Source organism: Isoptericola sp. NPDC019693 (assembly GCF_044389085.1).
Taxonomy (GTDB): Bacteria; Actinomycetota; Actinomycetes; order Actinomycetales; family Cellulomonadaceae; genus Isoptericola.
Genome location: NZ_JBIRXP010000005.1, coordinates 196,612 through 214,071 on the forward strand (window position 1 = coordinate 196,612; position 17,460 = coordinate 214,071).

The 17,460-nt window shown below is 74.6% G+C and carries 15 protein-coding genes; 1 reads left to right on the top strand and 14 read right to left on the bottom strand.

Features of this window, described 5'->3' with window-relative positions; genetic code table 11:
- Positions 1–51: 51 nt before the first annotated feature.
- The 6 genes from lepB to rpsP form a co-directional block, all read right to left on the bottom strand.
- A complete protein-coding gene (gene lepB / locus ACH436_RS16025; RefSeq protein ID WP_430561193.1) occupies positions 52–855 on the bottom strand; it encodes a signal peptidase I in 804 nt (267 codons plus the stop codon).
- A gap of 149 nt (positions 856–1,004) precedes the next feature.
- Complete coding sequence (gene rplS, locus ACH436_RS16030) at positions 1,005–1,364, bottom strand: 50S ribosomal protein L19 (protein ID WP_430561194.1); 360 nt, start codon at positions 1,362–1,364, stop codon at positions 1,005–1,007.
- 168 nt (positions 1,365–1,532) lie between these two features.
- Positions 1,533–2,366 (bottom strand): tRNA (guanosine(37)-N1)-methyltransferase TrmD, encoded by an 834-nt coding sequence (gene trmD / locus ACH436_RS16035; RefSeq protein WP_430561195.1) that lies wholly within the window; start codon positions 2,364–2,366, stop codon positions 1,533–1,535.
- 1 nt (position 2,367) lies between these two features.
- Positions 2,368–2,919, bottom strand: a complete 552-nt coding sequence (rimM, locus tag ACH436_RS16040) for a ribosome maturation factor RimM (protein WP_430561196.1) — start codon at positions 2,917–2,919, stop codon at positions 2,368–2,370.
- 218 nt (positions 2,920–3,137) lie between these two features.
- Positions 3,138–3,377, bottom strand: coding sequence for an RNA-binding protein (locus ACH436_RS16045; RefSeq protein WP_380245361.1), 240 nt, complete (start codon positions 3,375–3,377; stop codon positions 3,138–3,140).
- Positions 3,377–3,796 carry a 30S ribosomal protein S16 gene (rpsP, locus tag ACH436_RS16050; protein ID WP_430561197.1) on the bottom strand — a complete coding sequence of 140 codons (420 nt, stop codon included), beginning with the start codon at positions 3,794–3,796 and terminating at the stop codon, positions 3,377–3,379. Before rpsP ends, ACH436_RS16045 begins: the two co-directional genes overlap by 1 nt.
- 296 nt (positions 3,797–4,092) lie before the next feature.
- Between rpsP and ACH436_RS16055 the strand changes: the two genes are divergently transcribed.
- Positions 4,093–5,616: a M16 family metallopeptidase gene (locus tag ACH436_RS16055; RefSeq protein WP_430561198.1), complete on the top strand. Its 1,524-nt coding sequence runs from the start codon at positions 4,093–4,095 to the stop codon at positions 5,614–5,616.
- A 40-nt stretch (positions 5,617–5,656) separates the two neighbouring features.
- Here the strand turns inward: ACH436_RS16055 and ACH436_RS16060 are convergent, their stop codons facing one another.
- From ACH436_RS16060 to smc, 8 genes are all read right to left on the bottom strand, one after another.
- Positions 5,657–6,760 carry an amidohydrolase family protein gene (locus tag ACH436_RS16060; protein WP_430561199.1) on the bottom strand — a complete coding sequence of 368 codons (1,104 nt, stop codon included), beginning with the start codon at positions 6,758–6,760 and terminating at the stop codon, positions 5,657–5,659.
- Positions 6,761–6,815: 55 nt separating this feature from the next.
- Positions 6,816–8,432: a signal recognition particle protein gene (gene ffh, locus ACH436_RS16065; RefSeq protein ID WP_430561200.1), complete on the bottom strand. Its 1,617-nt coding sequence runs from the start codon at positions 8,430–8,432 to the stop codon at positions 6,816–6,818.
- A gap of 46 nt (positions 8,433–8,478) precedes the next feature.
- On the bottom strand, positions 8,479–10,299 hold the full coding sequence (locus ACH436_RS16070) for an HD domain-containing protein (protein WP_430561342.1): 1,821 nt from the start codon (positions 10,297–10,299) through the stop codon (positions 8,479–8,481).
- Positions 10,300–10,365: 66 nt separating this feature from the next.
- Positions 10,366–10,704 carry a P-II family nitrogen regulator gene (locus ACH436_RS16075; RefSeq protein ID WP_430549879.1) on the bottom strand — a complete coding sequence of 113 codons (339 nt, stop codon included), beginning with the start codon at positions 10,702–10,704 and terminating at the stop codon, positions 10,366–10,368.
- Positions 10,701–11,987 carry an ammonium transporter gene (locus tag ACH436_RS16080; RefSeq protein ID WP_430561201.1) on the bottom strand — a complete coding sequence of 429 codons (1,287 nt, stop codon included), beginning with the start codon at positions 11,985–11,987 and terminating at the stop codon, positions 10,701–10,703. The genes ACH436_RS16075 and ACH436_RS16080 overlap by 4 nt, the downstream gene beginning before the upstream one ends.
- Positions 11,988–12,153: 166 nt before the next feature.
- Entirely contained in the window at positions 12,154–13,323 is a 1,170-nt protein-coding gene (ftsY, locus tag ACH436_RS16085) for a signal recognition particle-docking protein FtsY (protein ID WP_430561202.1), read from the bottom strand.
- Positions 13,324–13,394: 71 nt separating this feature from the next.
- Complete coding sequence (locus ACH436_RS16090) at positions 13,395–13,721, bottom strand: hypothetical protein (RefSeq protein ID WP_430561203.1); 327 nt, start codon at positions 13,719–13,721, stop codon at positions 13,395–13,397.
- Positions 13,722–13,725: 4 nt separating this feature from the next.
- Positions 13,726–17,304 (bottom strand): chromosome segregation protein SMC, encoded by a 3,579-nt coding sequence (gene smc, locus ACH436_RS16095; protein ID WP_430561204.1) that lies wholly within the window; start codon positions 17,302–17,304, stop codon positions 13,726–13,728.
- Positions 17,305–17,460: the final 156 nt, after the last annotated feature.

Here is a 17,460-nt window from a genome sequence, read left to right on the forward strand (position 1 = left end):
GCCCTGCGCCCTGCTCGACAGCACGCTCGGCACCGCGCTCGACGAGCGACGTCACGGCTCCGGGACCTTCGCGAAGACGTCGCCCGGGTTGCGCAGGAGGGTCGCGTCACCGAGCGGCCACACGGTGGCGAACGTCGACCCGACGACGTTGTCCATCGGCACGAACCCGCCGCCCGGCTTGCCCGTGTTGTAGCGGGAGTCCTGCGAGTTCTGCCGGTTGTCCCCCATGACGAACAGCATGCCCTCGGGCACGACGGTGTCGAAGGGGTCCTGGCTCGGCACGGAGCCCGGCTTGATGTACGACTCCTCGTCGATCGGCTGCCCGTTGACGCTCACGCGCCCCTGGTCGTCGCAGCACGTCACGTGGTCGCCCGGCGTCCCGATGACCCGCTTGATCAGGTGATCGCCCGTCTCCTGCGGCAGGAGGCCCACGAACGTCAGCACGTTCGCCACGCCCTGCCCGACCGGGGTCCGCTCGGGCGGCTCGTACGGCGGCAGCCAGCCTCCCGGGTCCTTGAACACCACGATGTCGCCGCGGTTGACGTCGAACACGTCGGGCACCATGCGCGAGACCATCACGCGGTCACCGATCTCCAGGGTGTCCTCCATGGACCCGCTGGGGATGTAGAAGGCCTGCACCAGGAACGTCTTGATCAGCCACGACAGCACCAGCGCGCTGACCACGATGATCGCGGTCTCGCGCAGGACGCCGAGCCCACGGCTCGGGGCGCGACCCTCGGCGGGGGCGGGACGGCCCGCACCGACCACGGCGTCGAAGCCCTCGACCCCGTCGCCGGAGCCGCTGCCCGCGGGATCATGGGGACGGGGCTCGCGCGCACTGGGCCGGTCGGTCACAGGATCGGAGTCTGCCACGCTCTCACTCTTTCACTCGCCACCGTCCACGGCGAAACCCGGTGCGGACGACGAAACGGGCGGCCCCACCGTGTGGCGGGGCCGCCCGTTCGCGCGGTGCGGCGCGCCTCAGCGCGCCGTGACGAGGAACGTCACTTCGCGGGCGCGGTCTCGCGCTTCTCGCGGATCTTCGCCTTCTTGCCGCGCAGGTTGCGCAGGTAGTACAGCTTCGCCCGGCGGACGACGCCGCGGGAGACGACCTCGATCGAGTCGATGGTCGGGGCGTGCAGGGGGAACGTGCGCTCCACGCCGACGCCGAAGCTGATCTTGCGGACGGTGAACGTCTCGCGGACGCCGCCGCCCTGGCGCGCGATGACGATGCCCTGGAACGCCTGGACGCGCGAGCGGTTGCCCTCGACGACCTTGACGTTGACCTTGACGGTGTCGCCGGCGCGGAAGTCCGGGACGTCGGAGCGCAGCGAGGCTGCGTCGACGGAGTCGAGCGTGTGCATGGTTGTCTCCCCGCCCTGCCACAGGTCAGGTGCAAGATCCTGGCGCGCCCGCAGGCGCGCGATGTCTGACGTAACGGTGGTGCGTCGGCTCCTCGACCGGGCCGGCTGACCAGCAGCCGCCGTGACCTCCCCTGTGGCAGAGGCCGGGTCGGCGAACACACCAGCGCCCTATTCTGCCATACGTCCCGGCATACCCTCCGGCACGGCTCCCGGCCCGGGATCGGCCCCGGGGCGGAGCCGCCCGTCGCGCACCTCCCAGCCGAGGCCGGCGAGGAGGGCCAGGTCCGCCTTGTCGAGTTCCGCCGGGTCGAGCGCGGCCACCATGTCGGGGCGCCGGGCGGCCGTGCGCTCCAGGGCGCGGTCGCGCCGCCAGCGCTCGATCCGCGCGTGGTGCCCGGACAGGAGCACCTCGGGGACCTCGAGCTCCTCCCACTGCGGGGGCTTGGTGTAGACCGGGTACTCCAGCAGGCCCGCCGCGCCGTGCGACTCCTCGACGAGCGAGTGCGGGTTGCCCACGACGCCGGGCAGCAGGCGCCCGAACGCCTCGATCATCACGAGCGCGGCCACCTCCCCGCCGTTGAGGACGTAGTCCCCGATGGACAGCTCGCTGACGCGGTGCCCGGCGGCGCGGGTGCGCTCGGCGACGCGGGCGTCGATGCCCTCGTACCGCCCGCACGCGATCACGACGTGCTCCTCGGCCGCCAGCGCCTCCGCGTGCCGCTGCGTGAACACGTCGCCCGACGGCGTCGGCACGACCAGGTGGCCGCCGCCGCCCGCCGGCAGGACGTCGTCGAGCGCGCGGCCCCACACGTCCGGCCGCATGACCATGCCCGCTCCCCCGCCGAACGGGGTGTCGTCGACGGTGCGGTGCCGGTCGGTGGTCCAGTCCCGCAGGTCGTGCACCCGCAGGTCCAGCAGGCCCGCGCGCCGGGCCTTGCCCACCAGCGACAGGTCCAGCGCGGCGAGGTAGTCGGGGAAGATGGAGACGACGTCGACCCGCACGTCAGCCCTCGCCCTGTGCGTCGTCCGCACGGTCGACGACGACGGCCTCGGCGTCCCGGGCGAGCAGACCGCCCGGCGGCGTCAGCACGACGCGCCCTCCGGCGACGTCGACCACCGGCACGATCGCACGCACGAACGGCACGAGCGTGCGCTCGCCGCCGGTCTCCCGCACCACGAGGGCGTCGTGGGCCGGCAGGTGCTCGAGGCCGGTCACCTCGCCGACCACGGTGCCGTCCTCGAGCTCGGCGCGCAGGCCCTGGAGCTCGTGGGGGTACCAGGCGTCCTCCTCGTCGGAGCCGTCGGCCTCGACGACCAGCTCGACGCCACGCAGCGCCTCGGCCGCCGTGCGGTCGGCCACCTCTGCGAAGGACACGAGCCAGCGGCCCTGGTGCACCCGCGCGGCCGTGACCGTCAGCGGCCCGGCCTCGACCGGCTCGGTCGTGAGGGTGGTCCCCACCGCGAGCCGCTCCTCGGGGGTGTCGGTGCGCAGGTCGAGGCCGACCTCGCCCTTGAGCCCGTGCGCCCGCCCGACGCGCGCCACCACCAGCTGCATGACCACTCCTGTCTCGAACTGTCTCGTGGGCTGTCTCAGTGGACCTGTCTCGTGGACCTGTCTCATGGACCTGTCTCATGGACCGGCCCTCAGGCCCGGTCCTCAGGCCCGGGACGGGCGCCCGCCCGTCCCAGCATGCACCGCCGCAGACGACGAGGCCCGGCCCCACGGTGTGGGACCGGGCCTCGTCAGAGCTGCGGCAGCGGGTGCGGCGCGCGTCAGCGGCGGTCGACGTCCACGACGTCGACCCGCACGGGGCCGTCCGTCGCGAGCGCGCCGACCACCGTGCGCAGCGCCTTCGCCGTCCGTCCGCCCCGACCGATCACGCGGCCGAGGTCGTCGGGGTGCACCCGCACCTCGAGCAGGTCGCCCCGGCGCTGCGTCCGCGCGGCCACCCGGACGTCGTCCGGGTTGTCCACGATGCCGCGCACCAGGTGCTCGAGGGCCTCGGCGAGCATCAGGCCTCGGCCTCAGCCTCGGCGGCCTCGGCCGCCGGCTCCTCGGCCTTCTTCTCGGCGGCCTTCGCCTTGGCCTTCTCGGCCTCGGCGGCGACAGCCTCGACCGCGGCGGCGCTGTCGGCCTTCACGGTCTTGGTCTTGAGGGTGCCCTCGGCGCCCGGAAGACCCTTGAACTTCTGCCAGTCACCGGTGATCTTGAGCAGCGCGGCGACCTGCTCGGTCGGCTGCGCGCCGACGCCGAGCCAGTACTGCGCCCGCTCGGACTTGATCTCGATGAACGACGGCTCCTCGGTCGGGTGGTACTTCCCGATCTCCTCGATGACGCGCCCGTCGCGCTTGGAGCGCGAGTCGGCCACGACGACGCGGTAGTACGGGGCCCGGATCTTGCCGAGGCGCTTCAGACGAATCTTGACGGCCACTGTGGTGGTGTCTCCTGGTTCTGGTGGGGCGACCTCGCGCGCCGCCGGGTGGGGTCCTGGCGGTGTCCGGAGGTCAGGAACGCGACCTGCGCAGGAGAGAGGGGCCTGGGCACGCCGAGTACGAGGCCATTCTGCCAGATGGCCTCGCGCGGTCCAAAGCCGCCGCAGGTGGCGGGGCTCACGCGCTTCACCCGGTCACCACTTGGTCGGCTTCGGCCCGCTCCTCTACCCTCCCGGGGACGCGACCGATGGCACCGCCTGCGCCCGGCCGTCCAGCACAGAAGGGCGACCGACCGATGGACCCGGACGCACGCGCCGAGACGACGAGCACGCACCGCACCGCCGTGGACGGCGTGCCCGTGCTCTGGGCCGACCTCATGACCGACCCGACCACGACGCTCACCTTCGGCGTCGGCCTCCGCGACCTGAGACCGGGCACGGCAGGGATCACCCACCTCGTGGAGCACCTCGTGATGCGCAGGGTAGGTCGCGTTCGGTACTCGGTGAACGCCGAGTCGTCGCTCGGGTCGACCTCGTTCTACGTCACGGGGACGCCCGCGCAGACCACGGAGTTCCTCGGGCGCGTCTGCGACGCGGTGCGCGACCTGGCGACGAGCGGGCTCGGCGACGCCGACCTGGAGGCGGAGCGCCGCACCGTGCTCGCCGAGATCGGGCAGGACGGGCTGTACGGCGCCCCCGACCCGCTCTCCCACCGGTACGGGCCGCGAGGCCCCGGGACGGCGGTCGCCTCGCACGCGCGGCTGCTCGACTGGCGGGAGGGCGAGGTGCTCGACGTCGTGCGGCGCTGGTTCCACGCCGGGAACGCCGTGCTCACGAGTACCCGGCCGGTGCCGGCGGACCTGCGGCTCGACCTCCCCGCGGCACGACCGGTGGAGCGACAAGCGGATCCCGACCCGGTGCTCTCGGGGCGGGCATGGACGTTCCACCCCGCGGAGCTCAACCTCAGCGGCGTGGTGGGGAGTCACCACGGCCGCGCCGCCGTCGAGCTCGCTCGCAGTGTGCTGTCCGACGCGCTCACCGAGTCGACACGCACGGCCACCGGCGACGTGTACGCCGTCGAGGTCGGCGCCGTCGCCCTCGCCTCGGGCACGCTCGTCCTGGTGGACCTCGACCCGCAGCCGGACCGCACGGGCACCGTGGCCACGACCGCGGTAGCCACCCTGGACCGCCTGGCCGACGCGGGCCCGACGGCGGGCCTCCTCGACGACGCCCGCGAGACCCTCGCCAGCGAGCTCTCGCTCGGTGCCGTGCAGGCGAGCCTGCTCGACACCGTGGCCGCGTACGAGCTCCGCGGGATCCGCCTGCTCGACGCCGCAGAGCTGAGCGCGTCGCTCGGGGCGGTCACGGCCGACCAGGTGCGCGACGTGCTCGCGGAGGTCGCCGCGTCTCTCCTGGTCTCGGTCCCGGGCAGCGTGTCGGTCGGCGCGCGGACGGAGCGAGCGCTGGCGGACGCAGGGATCCGGCCCGAGCGGCAGCACGGTTCTGAGACCCCGACCGGCACCGGCAGGGTCTTCCGCGGGCGCCTCTTCGGACCGGCTCGGGGTATGTCGGTGGTGGTCTACAAGGATGCGATCGTGCTGCGCGGCGACGGCCCGGACCAGGTCGTACGCGCTCATGACGTCGTCCTCGCGGGGACGGACGGCGACGGGGATCTTGAACTCGTCAGTGCGTCCGGGTGTGCTCACCTCGTCGCCCCGAGTCTCTTCCGAGGATTGACACGCCCACTCGCCGAGTGGGTCCGCCGCCTTCCCGAATCTGTGCGGTACGTGAAGAGCCGTCCGGATCCGGCGGACGTCTAGCAGCGACCACGGGCCGGGATACCCGCCCGGGTGGGCCGGGTCAGCCGCGCACGACCTGCCCGCGCAGCACGACGGCGGTCGGGTGGCGCAGCACCTCGACGTCCTCGCGCGGGTCGGCCGGGTACACCACCAGGTCCGCGCTGGACCCCTCGACGAGCGAGCCGTACCCCAGCAGCTCGCGTGCCCGCCAGGTCGCCATCGCGACGACGTCCGCGGTGGGGATGCCGGCCGCGACCAGCTCGGCGCACTCGTCCACGACGAGCCCGTGCCCGAGGCTGCCGCCGGCGTCCGTGCCGACCAGCAGGGGGACGCCGGCCTCGTGCAGCGTCCGCACGTGCTCGTAGCGGCGCGCGTGCATGCGGCGCATCCGCGCCGCGTACACGGGGTACTTCTCCTCCGCCTGCCGGGCGATCTCCTCGAAGCGGGCCACCTGGAGCAGCGTGGGGGTCACCGGGATGCGGCGCGCCGCGACCTCGTCCACCAGCGGGCCCACGATGCCCGTCCCGTGCTCGATGCCGTCCACCCCGGCGGCGAGCAGGTCGGGCACGACCTCCTCGGAGAACGCGTGCACCGTGACGCGCGCCGCCTCGGCGTGGGCGGCGGCGACTGCCTCGGTGAGCACGTCGCGCGGCCACAGCGGGCCGAGGTCCCCCGTCTCGCGGTCGATCCAGTCCCCGACCAGCTTGACCCAGCCGTCGGCGCCGCGGGCCTGCGCGCGCACGGCGTCGGGGAGCGCCGCGACGTCGTCGAGCTCGAGACCGAAGTTCCGCAGGTACCGCCGGGGTCGGGCCAGGTGCCTGCCGGCTCGCACGAGGCGCGGCAGGTCCGGGCGCTCCTGCACCCAGGAGGTGTCGACCGGCGAGCCCGCGTCGCGCACGAGCAGGACGCCGGAGTCGCGGTCGGTGATCGCCTGCGACTCGGCGGTCTGCTGGTCGACCGCGCCGTCGGGCCCGAGACCCACGTGGCAGTGCACGTCGACCAGCCCGGGCAGCACCCAGCCCTCGAGCTCGCGGGTGGCGCTGCCCTGCGGCGACGGCCGGGTGAGGCTCACCCGCCCGTCGCGCACCCACATCTCGCCGACGTCGCGGTCGTGGCCCAGCAGGACGTGACCGGTGACGTGGAGCGGGACGTGCGGGGCAGACATGGTCGAAGGTTACCGAGTCGGGAGACCGGGACCCGGGCGCCGGACCGTGCGTGCCTCAGCGGCCGCCGAGCAGCTTGTCGAGGCCGTCCGGCAGCTGGAGCTTCGAGAGGTCCTGCTCGGCCGGCTCCCCGCCGCCCACGCCGAACGCGGACCCGGGCGCCGACGGCTTCGCGGCGGGGCCGCCGAGCGCACGCTGCATCGCCTCGCGCTCCTGCTGGGCCCGCTTCGCCGGGTTGCCCGACTTGCCCTTGACCTTCTTCGACGGCGCCTGCTTGCCGCGCGACTTCTTGCCGCCGCCGGGCATGCCCGGCATCCCGGGGACGCCGCCCGGCATACCCGGCATCCCGCCGCCCTTGCTCATCTGGCGCATCATCTTCTGCGCCTGGGTGAACCGCTCGAGCAGCTGGTTGACGGCCGTCGTCGTCTGCCCGGAGCCGCGGGCGATGCGGGCGCGGCGCGAGCCGTTGATGATCTTGGGGTTGTCGCGCTCGGCGGGCGTCATCGACTGGATGAGGGCCTGCACGCGGTCGACCTCGCGCTCGTCGAAGTTCTCGAGCTGCTCGCGCATCTGCCCCATGCCCGGCATCATGCCGAGCATCTTCTTCATGGACCCGAGCTTCTTCATCTGCTGCATCTGCACCAGGAAGTCGGACAGCGTGAAGTCCTCGCCCTTCTCCACCTTGGCCGCCATCTTGGCGGCCTCCTCGGCGTCGAAGGCCTTCTCCGCCTGCTCGATGAGGGTGAGCACGTCACCCATGTCGAGGATGCGCGACGCCATGCGGTCGGGGTGGAAGACCTCGAAGTCGGTGAGCTTCTCACCGGTCGAGGCGAACATGATGGGGCGGCCCGTGACCGTGGCCACCGAGAGCGCGGCGCCACCGCGGGCGTCGCCGTCGAGCTTGGACAGCACGACGCCGGTGAAGTCGACGCCCTCCTCGAAGGCCTTCGCCGTGGCGACGGCGTCCTGGCCGATCATCGCGTCGATGACGAACAGGACCTCGTCCGGCTGGACGGCGTCGCGGATGTCGGAGGCCTGCTGCATGAGCACCTGGTCGACGCCCAGGCGGCCCGCGGTGTCGACGATGACGACGTCGTGCTGCTTGGTCCTCGCCTCGGCGACGCCGTCGCGGGCCACGCCCACGGGGTCCCCGATGACGACGTCCGTCTCGGCGCCCTGGTTGCCCGGGTGCGGCGCGTAGACCGGCACCCCGGCCCGCTCGGCGACGACGGACAGCTGGGTGACGGCGTTGGGGCGCTGCAGGTCGGCGGCGATCAGCAGCGGCGTGTGCCCCTGCTCCTTGAGCGCCAGCGCCAGCTTGCCGGCGAGGGTGGTCTTACCGGCGCCCTGGAGACCCGCGAGCATGATGACCGTGGGCGGCGTCTTGGCGAGCTGCAGCGGCCGGGTCTGGCCGCCGAGGATCGCCACGAGCTCGTCGTTGACGATCTTCACGATCTGCTGCGCCGGGTTCAGCGCGCCCGACACCTCGGACGACAGCGCGCGCTCGCGCACCGCCGCCGTGAACTCGCGCACGACGGGCACCGCGACGTCGGCGTCGAGCAGCGCCCGGCGGATCTCGCGCACGGTCGCGTCGATGTCCGCCTCGGAGAGCCGGCCCCGCCCGCGCAGGTTCTTGAACGTCGCGGTGAGCCGGTCCGACAGGGAGTTGAACACCAGGCAGGTCCTTAGGAGAGGTCGTCGTGGGGTGCGGCCACCTAGCCTACCGTCCGACGGCGAGCGCCCGACGGGCCCGCCCGGTGAGGTCGTCGACGAGGCTCGCGCGCCACGCCGTCCAGCCCGCCGGCCCCAGCGACGACGCGTCCGCCTCCGTCACCACCCGCACGATCTCGAGCAGGTCCGCGCGATGCTCGAGGGCGTCGAGGAGCTCCGCCACGGTGGCCGGGTCCTCGAGGTCGGCGGTCGTCGCCAGCCGCGCGAGGGTGAGGTGATGGCGCACCACGATGCCGACGTCGCGCGCCACGTCGTCGCCGAAGCCCGTCCGGCGCACGATGTCCGGGGCGACCCGCGCGCCCTCCACGGAGTGGTCGTCGTCGAGGGCACCGCGCCTCTTGCCGATGTCGTGCAGCAGGGCGCCGAGCAGCAGCGTCTCCGTCGGCGCGGGCGCGACCCCGGCGTCGGCGGCGACCTGACGGCGCACCCGCGCGGCGCGTGCCGCCGTCTCGACCAGGTGCCGGTCCACCGTGTGCCGGTGCACCGCGGCCCGCTGGGGGCGGTTGCGCACGGCCGACCACTCGGGGATCCACGTCGTCACGACGCCCGCCAGGTCGAGCGCCTCCCACACGGGCACCTGCGCGGGCCCCGCCCCCAGCAGGGTGAGCAGCGCCGTGCGCGCCGCCGACGGCCACGGCGCGGGCGGCGGCGGCGACTCCGCGAGGGACTGGACCGTCACGGGCGAGAGCACCAGGCCGGTGCGCGCCGCGGTGGCCGCCGCACGCAGCGGGAGCAGGGGGTCCTCGGCGGGCTGCGCCCCCACCGCCAGCACCAGCTCGCCGTCGTGCTCCACCAGGCCGTCGCCGACCGACCGCAGCCGCGGCGCAGAGCGGCGCCCCCGGACCATGACCGGCCGGCGGGCCGCCGGGCGCTGCAGCGCCTGCCGGGCGCGGCGCACCGTGGAGTCCAGGGCGTAGGAGATCTCGCGGCCCGCCTCCGCGAGGCTGGCCAGCAGCTCGTCGGGGTCGTCGTGGCCGCACCGGGCGGCCACCTCGTCCAGGTCCGCGAGGAGCAGCTTCGTGGACCTGCGCCGCGTCACGACGTGCACCGCGTCCCGCACGTCCAGCAGGTGGGCGTAGGCGCGGTCCACCCGCCCGTGCGGGCGGTCGGTGAGCCACGTGGCCGCGAGCGCCGAGAGCAGGACGGCGTCGCGGATGCCGCCGCGCGACTCCTTGAGGTCCGGCTCGATGAGGTAGGCCAGCTCCCCCGCACGCTCGGCCCGCTCGCGGGCGCTGTGCAGCAGCTCGGGCAGCCGGCGGCGGGACGCCGAGCGCCAGTCGGTGAGGATCGCGGACGCTGCGCGGTGCACGACGACGGCGTCCCCGGCCACGGGCCGCACGTCCAGCCACCCGACGGCGGCCGGCAGGTCCGTGGAGGCGAGGCGGCGCGTCTGGCTCAGCGACCGCACCGCGTGGTCGACGTCGACGCCGGAGTCCCACAGCGGGTACCAGAGGGCGTCGGCGACGCGGGCGAGCTCGTCGGGCTTGTGCGTGCGGCCGTCGTGCACGAGGACGAGGTCGAGGTCGGACAGCGGGCCCAGCTCGCCCCGTCCCAGGCTGCCGACGGCGGCCAGCGCGAGGCCCGTGGGGTCGACGTCCGCCGTGGCGGCCGCGAACAGCGGGGTGAGGCGGTCGGTGACGAGCTGCTGCAGGGTCGTGCGGCGGGCCACCCCTGATCTGCCGGGGCCGGTGAGCCCGTCGGCGGCCGCGAGCAGGTCGGCGCGCAGGGCGCCGACGACGCCGGTGGCGGCCGGCGCGTCGGGGGTGCCTGACGCGCCGGTGGGGCCGGTGACGACGCGCGAGCCCTGCACCCCGGCGTCGGGGGTGCAGGGCTCGCTCGCGCCCGGCTGGTCGTCCGGGAGCACGGTCAGGGCCTCCTAGAGCGCCGCGTCGCCGTGCTCGCCGGTGCGGACGCGCACCACGTCGTCGAGCGTGGTGGTCCAGACCTTGCCGTCCCCGATCCGCCCCGTCTGGGCGGCCTTGACGACGACGTCCACGACGGTGGGCGCGTCCTCGTCCGCGACGAGGACCTCCACGCGGACCTTGGGCACCAGGTCGACCGTGTACTCGGCGCCGCGGTAGACCTCGGTGTGGCCCTTCTGGCGGCCGTAGCCGCTGGCCTCGCTGACCGTCATCCCGCGGATGCCGGCGGCCTCGAGGGCGGACTTCACGTCGTCCAGGCGGTGGGGCTGGACGACCCCGGTGACGAGCTTCATGCGCGGATCTCCCTCTTGATCTGGCCGCTGGCGGAACCCTGCGGGACGGTCTCGTACGCGGACTCGCTGTGCACCGCGAGGTCGATGCCGCCGACCTCGGCCTCCTCGGAGACCCGCCAGCCCATGGTCGCCTTGAGGGCGATCGCGATGAGGTAGGTGATGATGCCGGAGAACACGATCGCGACGACGGCGATGATCGCCTGGACCGCGAGCTGGTTGAGGCCGCCGCCGTAGAACAGGCCCGTCTCGGTGGCGAGGAAGCCGATCGAGACCGTGCCCCACAGGCCGGACACGAGGTGCACGCCCACGACGTCGAGCGAGTCGTCGTAGCCCAGCTTGTACTTCAGTCCCACCGCGAAGGCGGAGAGCACGCCGGCGATCGCGCCGACCGCGATCGAGCCCACGGGGCTGACCGACCCGGCGGCCGGGGTGATCGCGACGAGGCCCGCCACGACGCCGGAGGCGGCGCCGAGCGACGTCGCCGAGCCGTCGCGGAGCTTCTCCACCACGAGCCAGCCGAGCACCGCGGCCGAGGTGGCCACCGTCGTGTTGACCCAGGCGAGACCGGCGAAGCCGTCGGCCGTGAACGCCGAGCCGCCGTTGAAGCCGAACCAGCCGAACCACAGGAGCGCCGCGCCCAGCATCACCAGGGGCAGGTTGTGGGGGCGCATCGGCTCGGACCCGAAGCCCTTGCGCTTGCCCACCACGAGGGCGAGGACCAGCGCGGCCACACCGGCGTTGATGTGCACCACGGTGCCGCCGGCGAAGTCGATCGGCGTCGCGATGGACGCGAAGGGGCCGTCACCGGACAGCAGACCGCCGCCCCAGACCATGTGCGCCATCGGGAAGTAGCAGAGGGTCACCCACACGGCCACGAAGACCATCCAGGTGCCGAACTTGGCACGGTCGGCGATCGCGCCGGAGATCAGGGCGACGGTGATGATGGCGAACGTGGCCTGGAAGCCCACGCCCACGATGCCGGGGACGCCGAAGTCGTCGATCACGAACTCACCGGCGGCGTCGTAGATCGCGCCCGACAGCCCGAACTGGTCGAACGGGTTGCCGACGATGCCGCCGATGTCAGCGCCGTAGGACATCGACCAGCCCCACAGCACGTAGACGACGCCGATGACGGCGATCGCGCCGAACGACATCATCATCATGTTCAGCACGGACTTGCCGCGCACCATCCCGCCGTAGAAGAGCGCGAGTCCAGGGGTCATCAGGAGCACGAGAGATGCCGACATCAGCATCCACGCGGTTGCTCCGGTGTCCAGCTCCATGAGTTGTTCCTCCCTCACCAGCCGGGCGGCCGGGTCGGGCACTACCGTGGTCGGGCGGCGTTTCGCCTGGGGTGTTCTGGTGTTTCGTGGGTGTGACAAGGCCCCGTCACGCGTGAACTTTGCGTGACGGGGCCCTGCCGCCCGGTGTCGCGAGGTGCCGCGACGCTCAGCCCAGGAGGCCGTCCACGAACTGCTCAGGGTCGAACGGCGCCAGGTCGTCCGGCCCCTCGCCCAGCCCGACGAGCTTCACCGGCACGCCGAGCTCGCGCTGCACGGCGACCACGATGCCGCCCCGGGCGGTGCCGTCCAGCTTGGTGAGCACGATCCCGGTGACGCCCGCGACCTCGCCGAAGACGCGCGCCTGGTTGAGCCCGTTCTGCCCGGTCGTCGCGTCGAGCACGAGGAGCACCTCGGACAGCGGGGCCTCGCGGGTGATGACGCGGGTGATCTTGCCGAGCTCGTCCATGAGCCCCGCCTTGTTCTGCAGGCGGCCGGCGGTGTCGACGAGGACGACGTCCGTGCCGTCCGTCCTGCCCCGCCGCACGGCGTCGAACGCCACGGCGGCCGGGTCGGCGCCGTCGCGGTCGGAGCGGACCGTCTCCACGCCCACGCGCGCGCCCCAGGTCTGCAGCTGGTCGGCCGCGGCGGCGCGGAAGGTGTCCGCCGCGCCGAGCACCACGGACCGGTCCTCCGCGACCAGCACGCGGGCCAGCTTGCCGACCGTCGTCGTCTTGCCCGTGCCGTTGACCCCCACGACCAGGACGACGGCGGGGAGCCGCGTGCCGTCGTCGCCGACCGGGCCGGTCGTGGCGAGCGCCCGGTCCAGCGACGGGTCGACGACCTTGAGCAGCTCCTCACGCAGCAGGTCCCGCACGGATTTCGGGTCGCGCACGCCGAGCACGCGCACGCGGGTGCGCAGGGCGTCGAGCAGCTCCTCGGCCGGGCCGGCGCCGATGTCGGCGAGCAGCAGCGTCTCCTCGAGCTCGTCCCAGTCGTCCTCGGTGAGGTGGTCGCGCGACAGGACGCTCAGCAGGCGCGCCCCGAGCGGAGACCCGGAGCGGGCGAGCCGGTCGCGCAGGCGGACCAGGCGGCCGGCCACGGGCTCCGGCGTCTCGAGCGCGGGCGCCTCCGGTGCCGCCACCCCGGGCTCCGCGGCGGGCGGCGCCCCGGGGGCGGGCCCGGCGGAGGGCTCTGCGGGGGCGGGAGCGATCGTCGTGCTCTCGTCGTGCGCCTCGACCTCGGGGGGCCGACGGTGCGACCGCGGGACGAGCAGGGCGGCGCCGCCGCCGACCACGACGACGCCAAGAAGGATCCAGAGCCAGAGCAGATCAGTCACGCGCACAGTCTCCCAGAAGCGCACGAGCGCGCCGCCCGGCGGGGCTCACCGCCAGGCGCGCGGACGGGTCGTCACTCCGGCTTGCGGACCGTGCCCACGTGCCACGAGCTGCGCGCCTGCAGGCGGGCCCGGTGCAGGGCGTCGGTGAGCTCCTCCGGGTCGACGTAGCCCGGGGCGTCCTCGATCGTCGCGGCGAAGAACTCGTCCATCCCGGTCTCGACCGGGGCGGGGGGCGCGACGCGCCTGCGCCGCAGCCCGGACCGGAAGTCGCGGAGGAAACGACCGAGACCGGGGGCCTCGTCGTCCTGACCCTCACGACGCTCCATGACGTTGGCCACGAGGAACACCACCGCGGCGAGAACGAGGGACCCGAGGACCCAGAGGACGAACGTGAGCATGGCGTTATTCTCCCCGCGCATCGACGGTCTCGCGCATCCGCTGGGAGATGACGGTCGTCACACCGTCGCCGCGCATCGTCACGCCGTACAGCGCGTCCGCGACCTCCATCGTGCGCTTCTGGTGGGTGATGACGATGAGCTGGGAGTCCTCCTGCAGCTCGCGGAAGATCTCCAGCAGGCGGCCCAGGTTGACGTCGTCGAGAGCCGCCTCGACCTCGTCCATCACGTAGAACGGGCTCGGCCGCGCCTTGAAGATCGACACGAGGAACGCGACCGCCGTGAGCGACCGCTCCCCGCCCGACAGCAGCGACAGCCGCTTGACCTTCTTGCCCGCGGGGCGGGCCTCGACCTCGATGCCCGTGGTGAGGAGATCCCCCGGTTCCGTGAGCACCAGGCGCCCCTCGCCGCCCGGGAAGAGCCGGCCGAAGACCCGCTCGAACTGCTCCGCGGTGTCGCGGAACGCCTCGGCGAAGACCTGCTGCACCCGCTCGTCGATCTCCTCGACGATGTGCAGCAGGTCCTGGCGCGACTTCTTGAGGTCGGCGAGCTGTTCCGTGAGGAACTGGTGCCGCTCCTCCAGTGCCGCGAACTCCTCCAGGGCCAGCGGGTTGACCGCGCCGATGCGGGCGAGCGCCCGCTCGGCCGTCGCGAGCCGCTTCTCCTGCTCCGCCCGCACGTAGGGCACGGGCTGCGGGTCCGGGTCGTCCTCGGCGGCGTCGGCGGGGCGGGCCACGGGAACCTCGCGGTGCGGCCCGAACTCCTCGACCAGGACCTCGGGGTCGCTGCCCAGCTCGTCGACCGCCCGCGCCTGCAGCTGCTCCAGCCGCGCGACCTGCTGCGCGCGGGCCACCTCGTCGCGGTGCGCGACGTCGGTGAGGTCGCGCAGCTCGCCCGCGAGCCGGTCCGCGTCGGTGCGGACCGCCTCGAGCTCCTGCTGCCGCGCGCCGCGCTCCTCGTCGGCGGCGGCGCGCTCGGCCTGCGCCCGCTCGATCGAGCGGGCCAGCACGGCGAGGGCCGTGCCCGCGTCGTCGCGGACGGCGGCGGCCGTGCGCGCCTCGGCCGCGCGCTGCACGGCCCGGCGCTCCGCCTTCTCGCGGGCGGCGCGCTCCTGGGCGGCGGCCCGGGCGAGACCCTGCGCCCGGCCGGCGACGGCGCGGGCGCGTTCCTCGCTCGTGCGCAGCTCCAGGCGGGCCTCGGTCTCCGCGGCCCGCGCCGCGGTCGCCGCCTCCTGGGCCGCCTCGCGCGCGGCCTGCGCCTCGGCCACCTGCTCCTGGGACTGGGCGGGCTCGGCCTCCGCGACCTCGAGGCGCCGGGTCAGCTCCGCGAGCTCCACGGCGTCGGCCTCCCGCCGCTCGGTCGCCTGAGCCAGCGTCGTGCGGTGCCGCTCCGCCTCCGCGAGCGCGGAACGGTGCGCCGCGCCCAGGGTGCCGAGCTGTTCCGCGACGGCGGCGAGCGCAGCGTCCGACTCGTGCAGCCGCGCGAGCGTGTCGTCGTGGGCGGACCGCGCGGCGTCGAGCCGCTCCCGCGCCCCGACCAGCTCGAACCGGCAGCGCTCGCCCCGGGCCGCCGCGTCGTCGAGCCCCTCCTTGGCCTCGTCGAGGGCGGAGGTCAGGTGCAGCACGCTCGGCGCGGCCGCGGAGCCGCCCCAGGCCCGCGCCGCGCCCAGCAGGTCGCCCGCGCGCGTCACGGCGACGACGGCCGGCGTCGCCTGCACGAGGGCCCGCGCCTGGGCCAGGTCCTCCACCACCACGACGTCGCGCAGCAGCGCGCGCAGCGGCGTCGCCGCGGGCCCCGCCACGGTGACGACGTCGGCCGCGCGGCGGGCACCGTCGGGCAGGTCGGCCGGCACCGGGGACACCCCCGGGTCGTGCTCGTCGGCCCCCACCACCAGCCCGGCCCGGCCGGCGTCGTCGTCGCGCAGGCGCCGCAGGGCGTCGACCGCCGCGTCGAGGTCGCGCACGGCGACGGCGTCGGCGACGGGTCCGAGCGCGGCCGTCACCGCGTCCTCGTACCCGGGCTCGACGCCGAGCAGCGCGGCGACCGAGCCGAGCACCCCGGGGGCGGCGTCCGCGAGCAGCGCTCCCGCGCCGTCCTTGCGGTCCAGGCTGAGCTCGAGCGCCTCGACGCGCGCGCTCCAGGTGGCCCGGTCGCGCTCCGCCTCGGCCGCGCGGGTCTCGAGGTCCTGCACCGCCTCCTGCGCGTCGGCGAGCGCCGCCGTCGCCTCCTCGTGGCGGGCGTCGAGGTCCTCCTCGCCCTCCTCGGCACCCACGACCTGCACCTCGAGCGCGCCGAACTCGCGCGCCGCCTCGGCCGCCCTGCGCTCCGCCTCGGCGACGACCTCGCGCACGCGCTCGAGCTCGGCGTCCCCGGCCTCGACGCGGCTGCGGCGTGCCGCCACCTGCCCGGAGAGCCGGGCGAGGCCCTCCCGCCGGTCGGCGGCGCCCCGGTGCAGCGTCGCGAGCTCGCGCTCCGCGGCGTCAGCGGCCTTCTCGGCGTCGGTGCGGGCGGCGACGGCGGACTCGAGCGCGGCGCGCGCGAGCTCCACCTCCCGCGCGAGCTCCGCCTCCGTGGCCCGGGCGCGCTCCGCCTGCGCCTCGAGGTCGGCAGGATCCTGACCGCGGTGCTCGGGCTCGGCCGAGCCGAGCAGCCGCACCCGCTCGTCCGCCAGGGTCGCGAGGCCGCGCAGGCGTTCGCGCAGGGCGCCGAGGGCGTGGAAGGCGTCGGCCGCGCGACCGGCGTCGGCGACGGCGGCGGACGCCGCCACCTCGAGCCGCGCCAGGTGCTCGCGCGCCCGCTCCAGCCCCTGCTCCGTCTCCCGCTGCCGCTCGCGCAGCGCCGCCTCGTCGGCCCGCTCCTGCGCCATCTGCGCGGTGAGCTGGGCCAGGTCGTCGGCGAGCAGGCGCGCCTTCGCGTCGCGCAGGTCCGCCTGGACGGTGCGGGCCTTGCGGGCAGCCTCGGCCTGCCGCCCGAGCGGGCCGAGCTGGCGGCGCAGCTCGGCGGTGAGGTCGGTGAGGCGGGCGAGGTTGCCCTGCATCGCCTCGAGCTTGCGCAGCGCCTTCTCCTTGCGCTTGCGGTGCTTGAGGACGCCCGCCGCCTCCTCGACGAAGCCGCGGCGGTCGTCGGGCGTGGCGCGCAGGACGGCGTCGAGCTGCCCCTGGCCCACCACGACGTGCATCTCCCGGCCGATGCCGGAGTCGCTCAGCAGCTCCTGGATGTCCAGCAGGCGGCACGAGCTGCCGTTGATCGCGTACTCCGACCCGCCGCTGCGGAAGAGCGTGCGGGAGATCGTCACCTCGGTGTAGTCGATCGGCAGGGCGCCGTCGGTGTTGTCGATCGTGAGGGACACCTCGGCCCGGCCGAGCGGCGGGCGGCCGGCCGTCCCGGCGAAGATGACGTCCTCCATCTTGCCGCCGCGCAGCGACTTGGCGCCCTGCTCCCCCATGACCCAGGACAGGGCGTCGACCACGTTCGACTTGCCCGAGCCGTTGGGCCCGACGACGCACGTGATGCCCGGCTCGAGGCTCAGCGTCGTCGCCGAGGCGAACGACTTGAAGCCTCGGAGCGTGAGCGTCTTGAGGTGCACCCGGCGAGCCTAACCGCCGGACGGCGCGGATCCGCGGAACTCCGCCGGTCCCGCACGCACCCCGGCCCGTCGGGACGGGTCGAGCGTGCTGCCGCGCTCCTCAGCGGTGTCGCCCGAGGATCACGTCAGCACGCTCGATGCGTCGGACGGGGTGGT

What these genes read in the sequence shown, in the direction of transcription:
- rplS (WP_430561194.1), bottom strand. Translation starts at nt 1,364, where the DNA reads ATGCACACGCTCGACTCCGTCGACGCAGCCTCGCTGCGCTCCGACGTC.
- ACH436_RS16055 (WP_430561198.1), top strand. Translation starts at nt 4,093, where the DNA reads ATGGACCCGGACGCACGCGCCGAGACGACGAGCACGCACCGCACCGCC.
- ACH436_RS16080 (WP_430561201.1), bottom strand. Translation starts at nt 11,987, where the DNA reads ATGGAGCTGGACACCGGAGCAACCGCGTGGATGCTGATGTCGGCATCT.
- ACH436_RS16045 (WP_380245361.1), bottom strand. Translation starts at nt 3,377, where the DNA reads ATGCTCGCCGAGGCCCTCGAGCACCTGGTGCGCGGCATCGTGGACAAC.
- ACH436_RS16075 (WP_430549879.1), bottom strand. Translation starts at nt 10,704, where the DNA reads ATGAAGCTCGTCACCGGGGTCGTCCAGCCCCACCGCCTGGACGACGTG.
- ACH436_RS16060 (WP_430561199.1), bottom strand. Translation starts at nt 6,760, where the DNA reads ATGTCTGCCCCGCACGTCCCGCTCCACGTCACCGGTCACGTCCTGCTG.
- rimM (WP_430561196.1), bottom strand. Translation starts at nt 2,919, where the DNA reads ATGCAGCTGGTGGTGGCGCGCGTCGGGCGGGCGCACGGGCTCAAGGGC.
- ACH436_RS16090 (WP_430561203.1), bottom strand. Translation starts at nt 13,721, where the DNA reads ATGCTCACGTTCGTCCTCTGGGTCCTCGGGTCCCTCGTTCTCGCCGCG.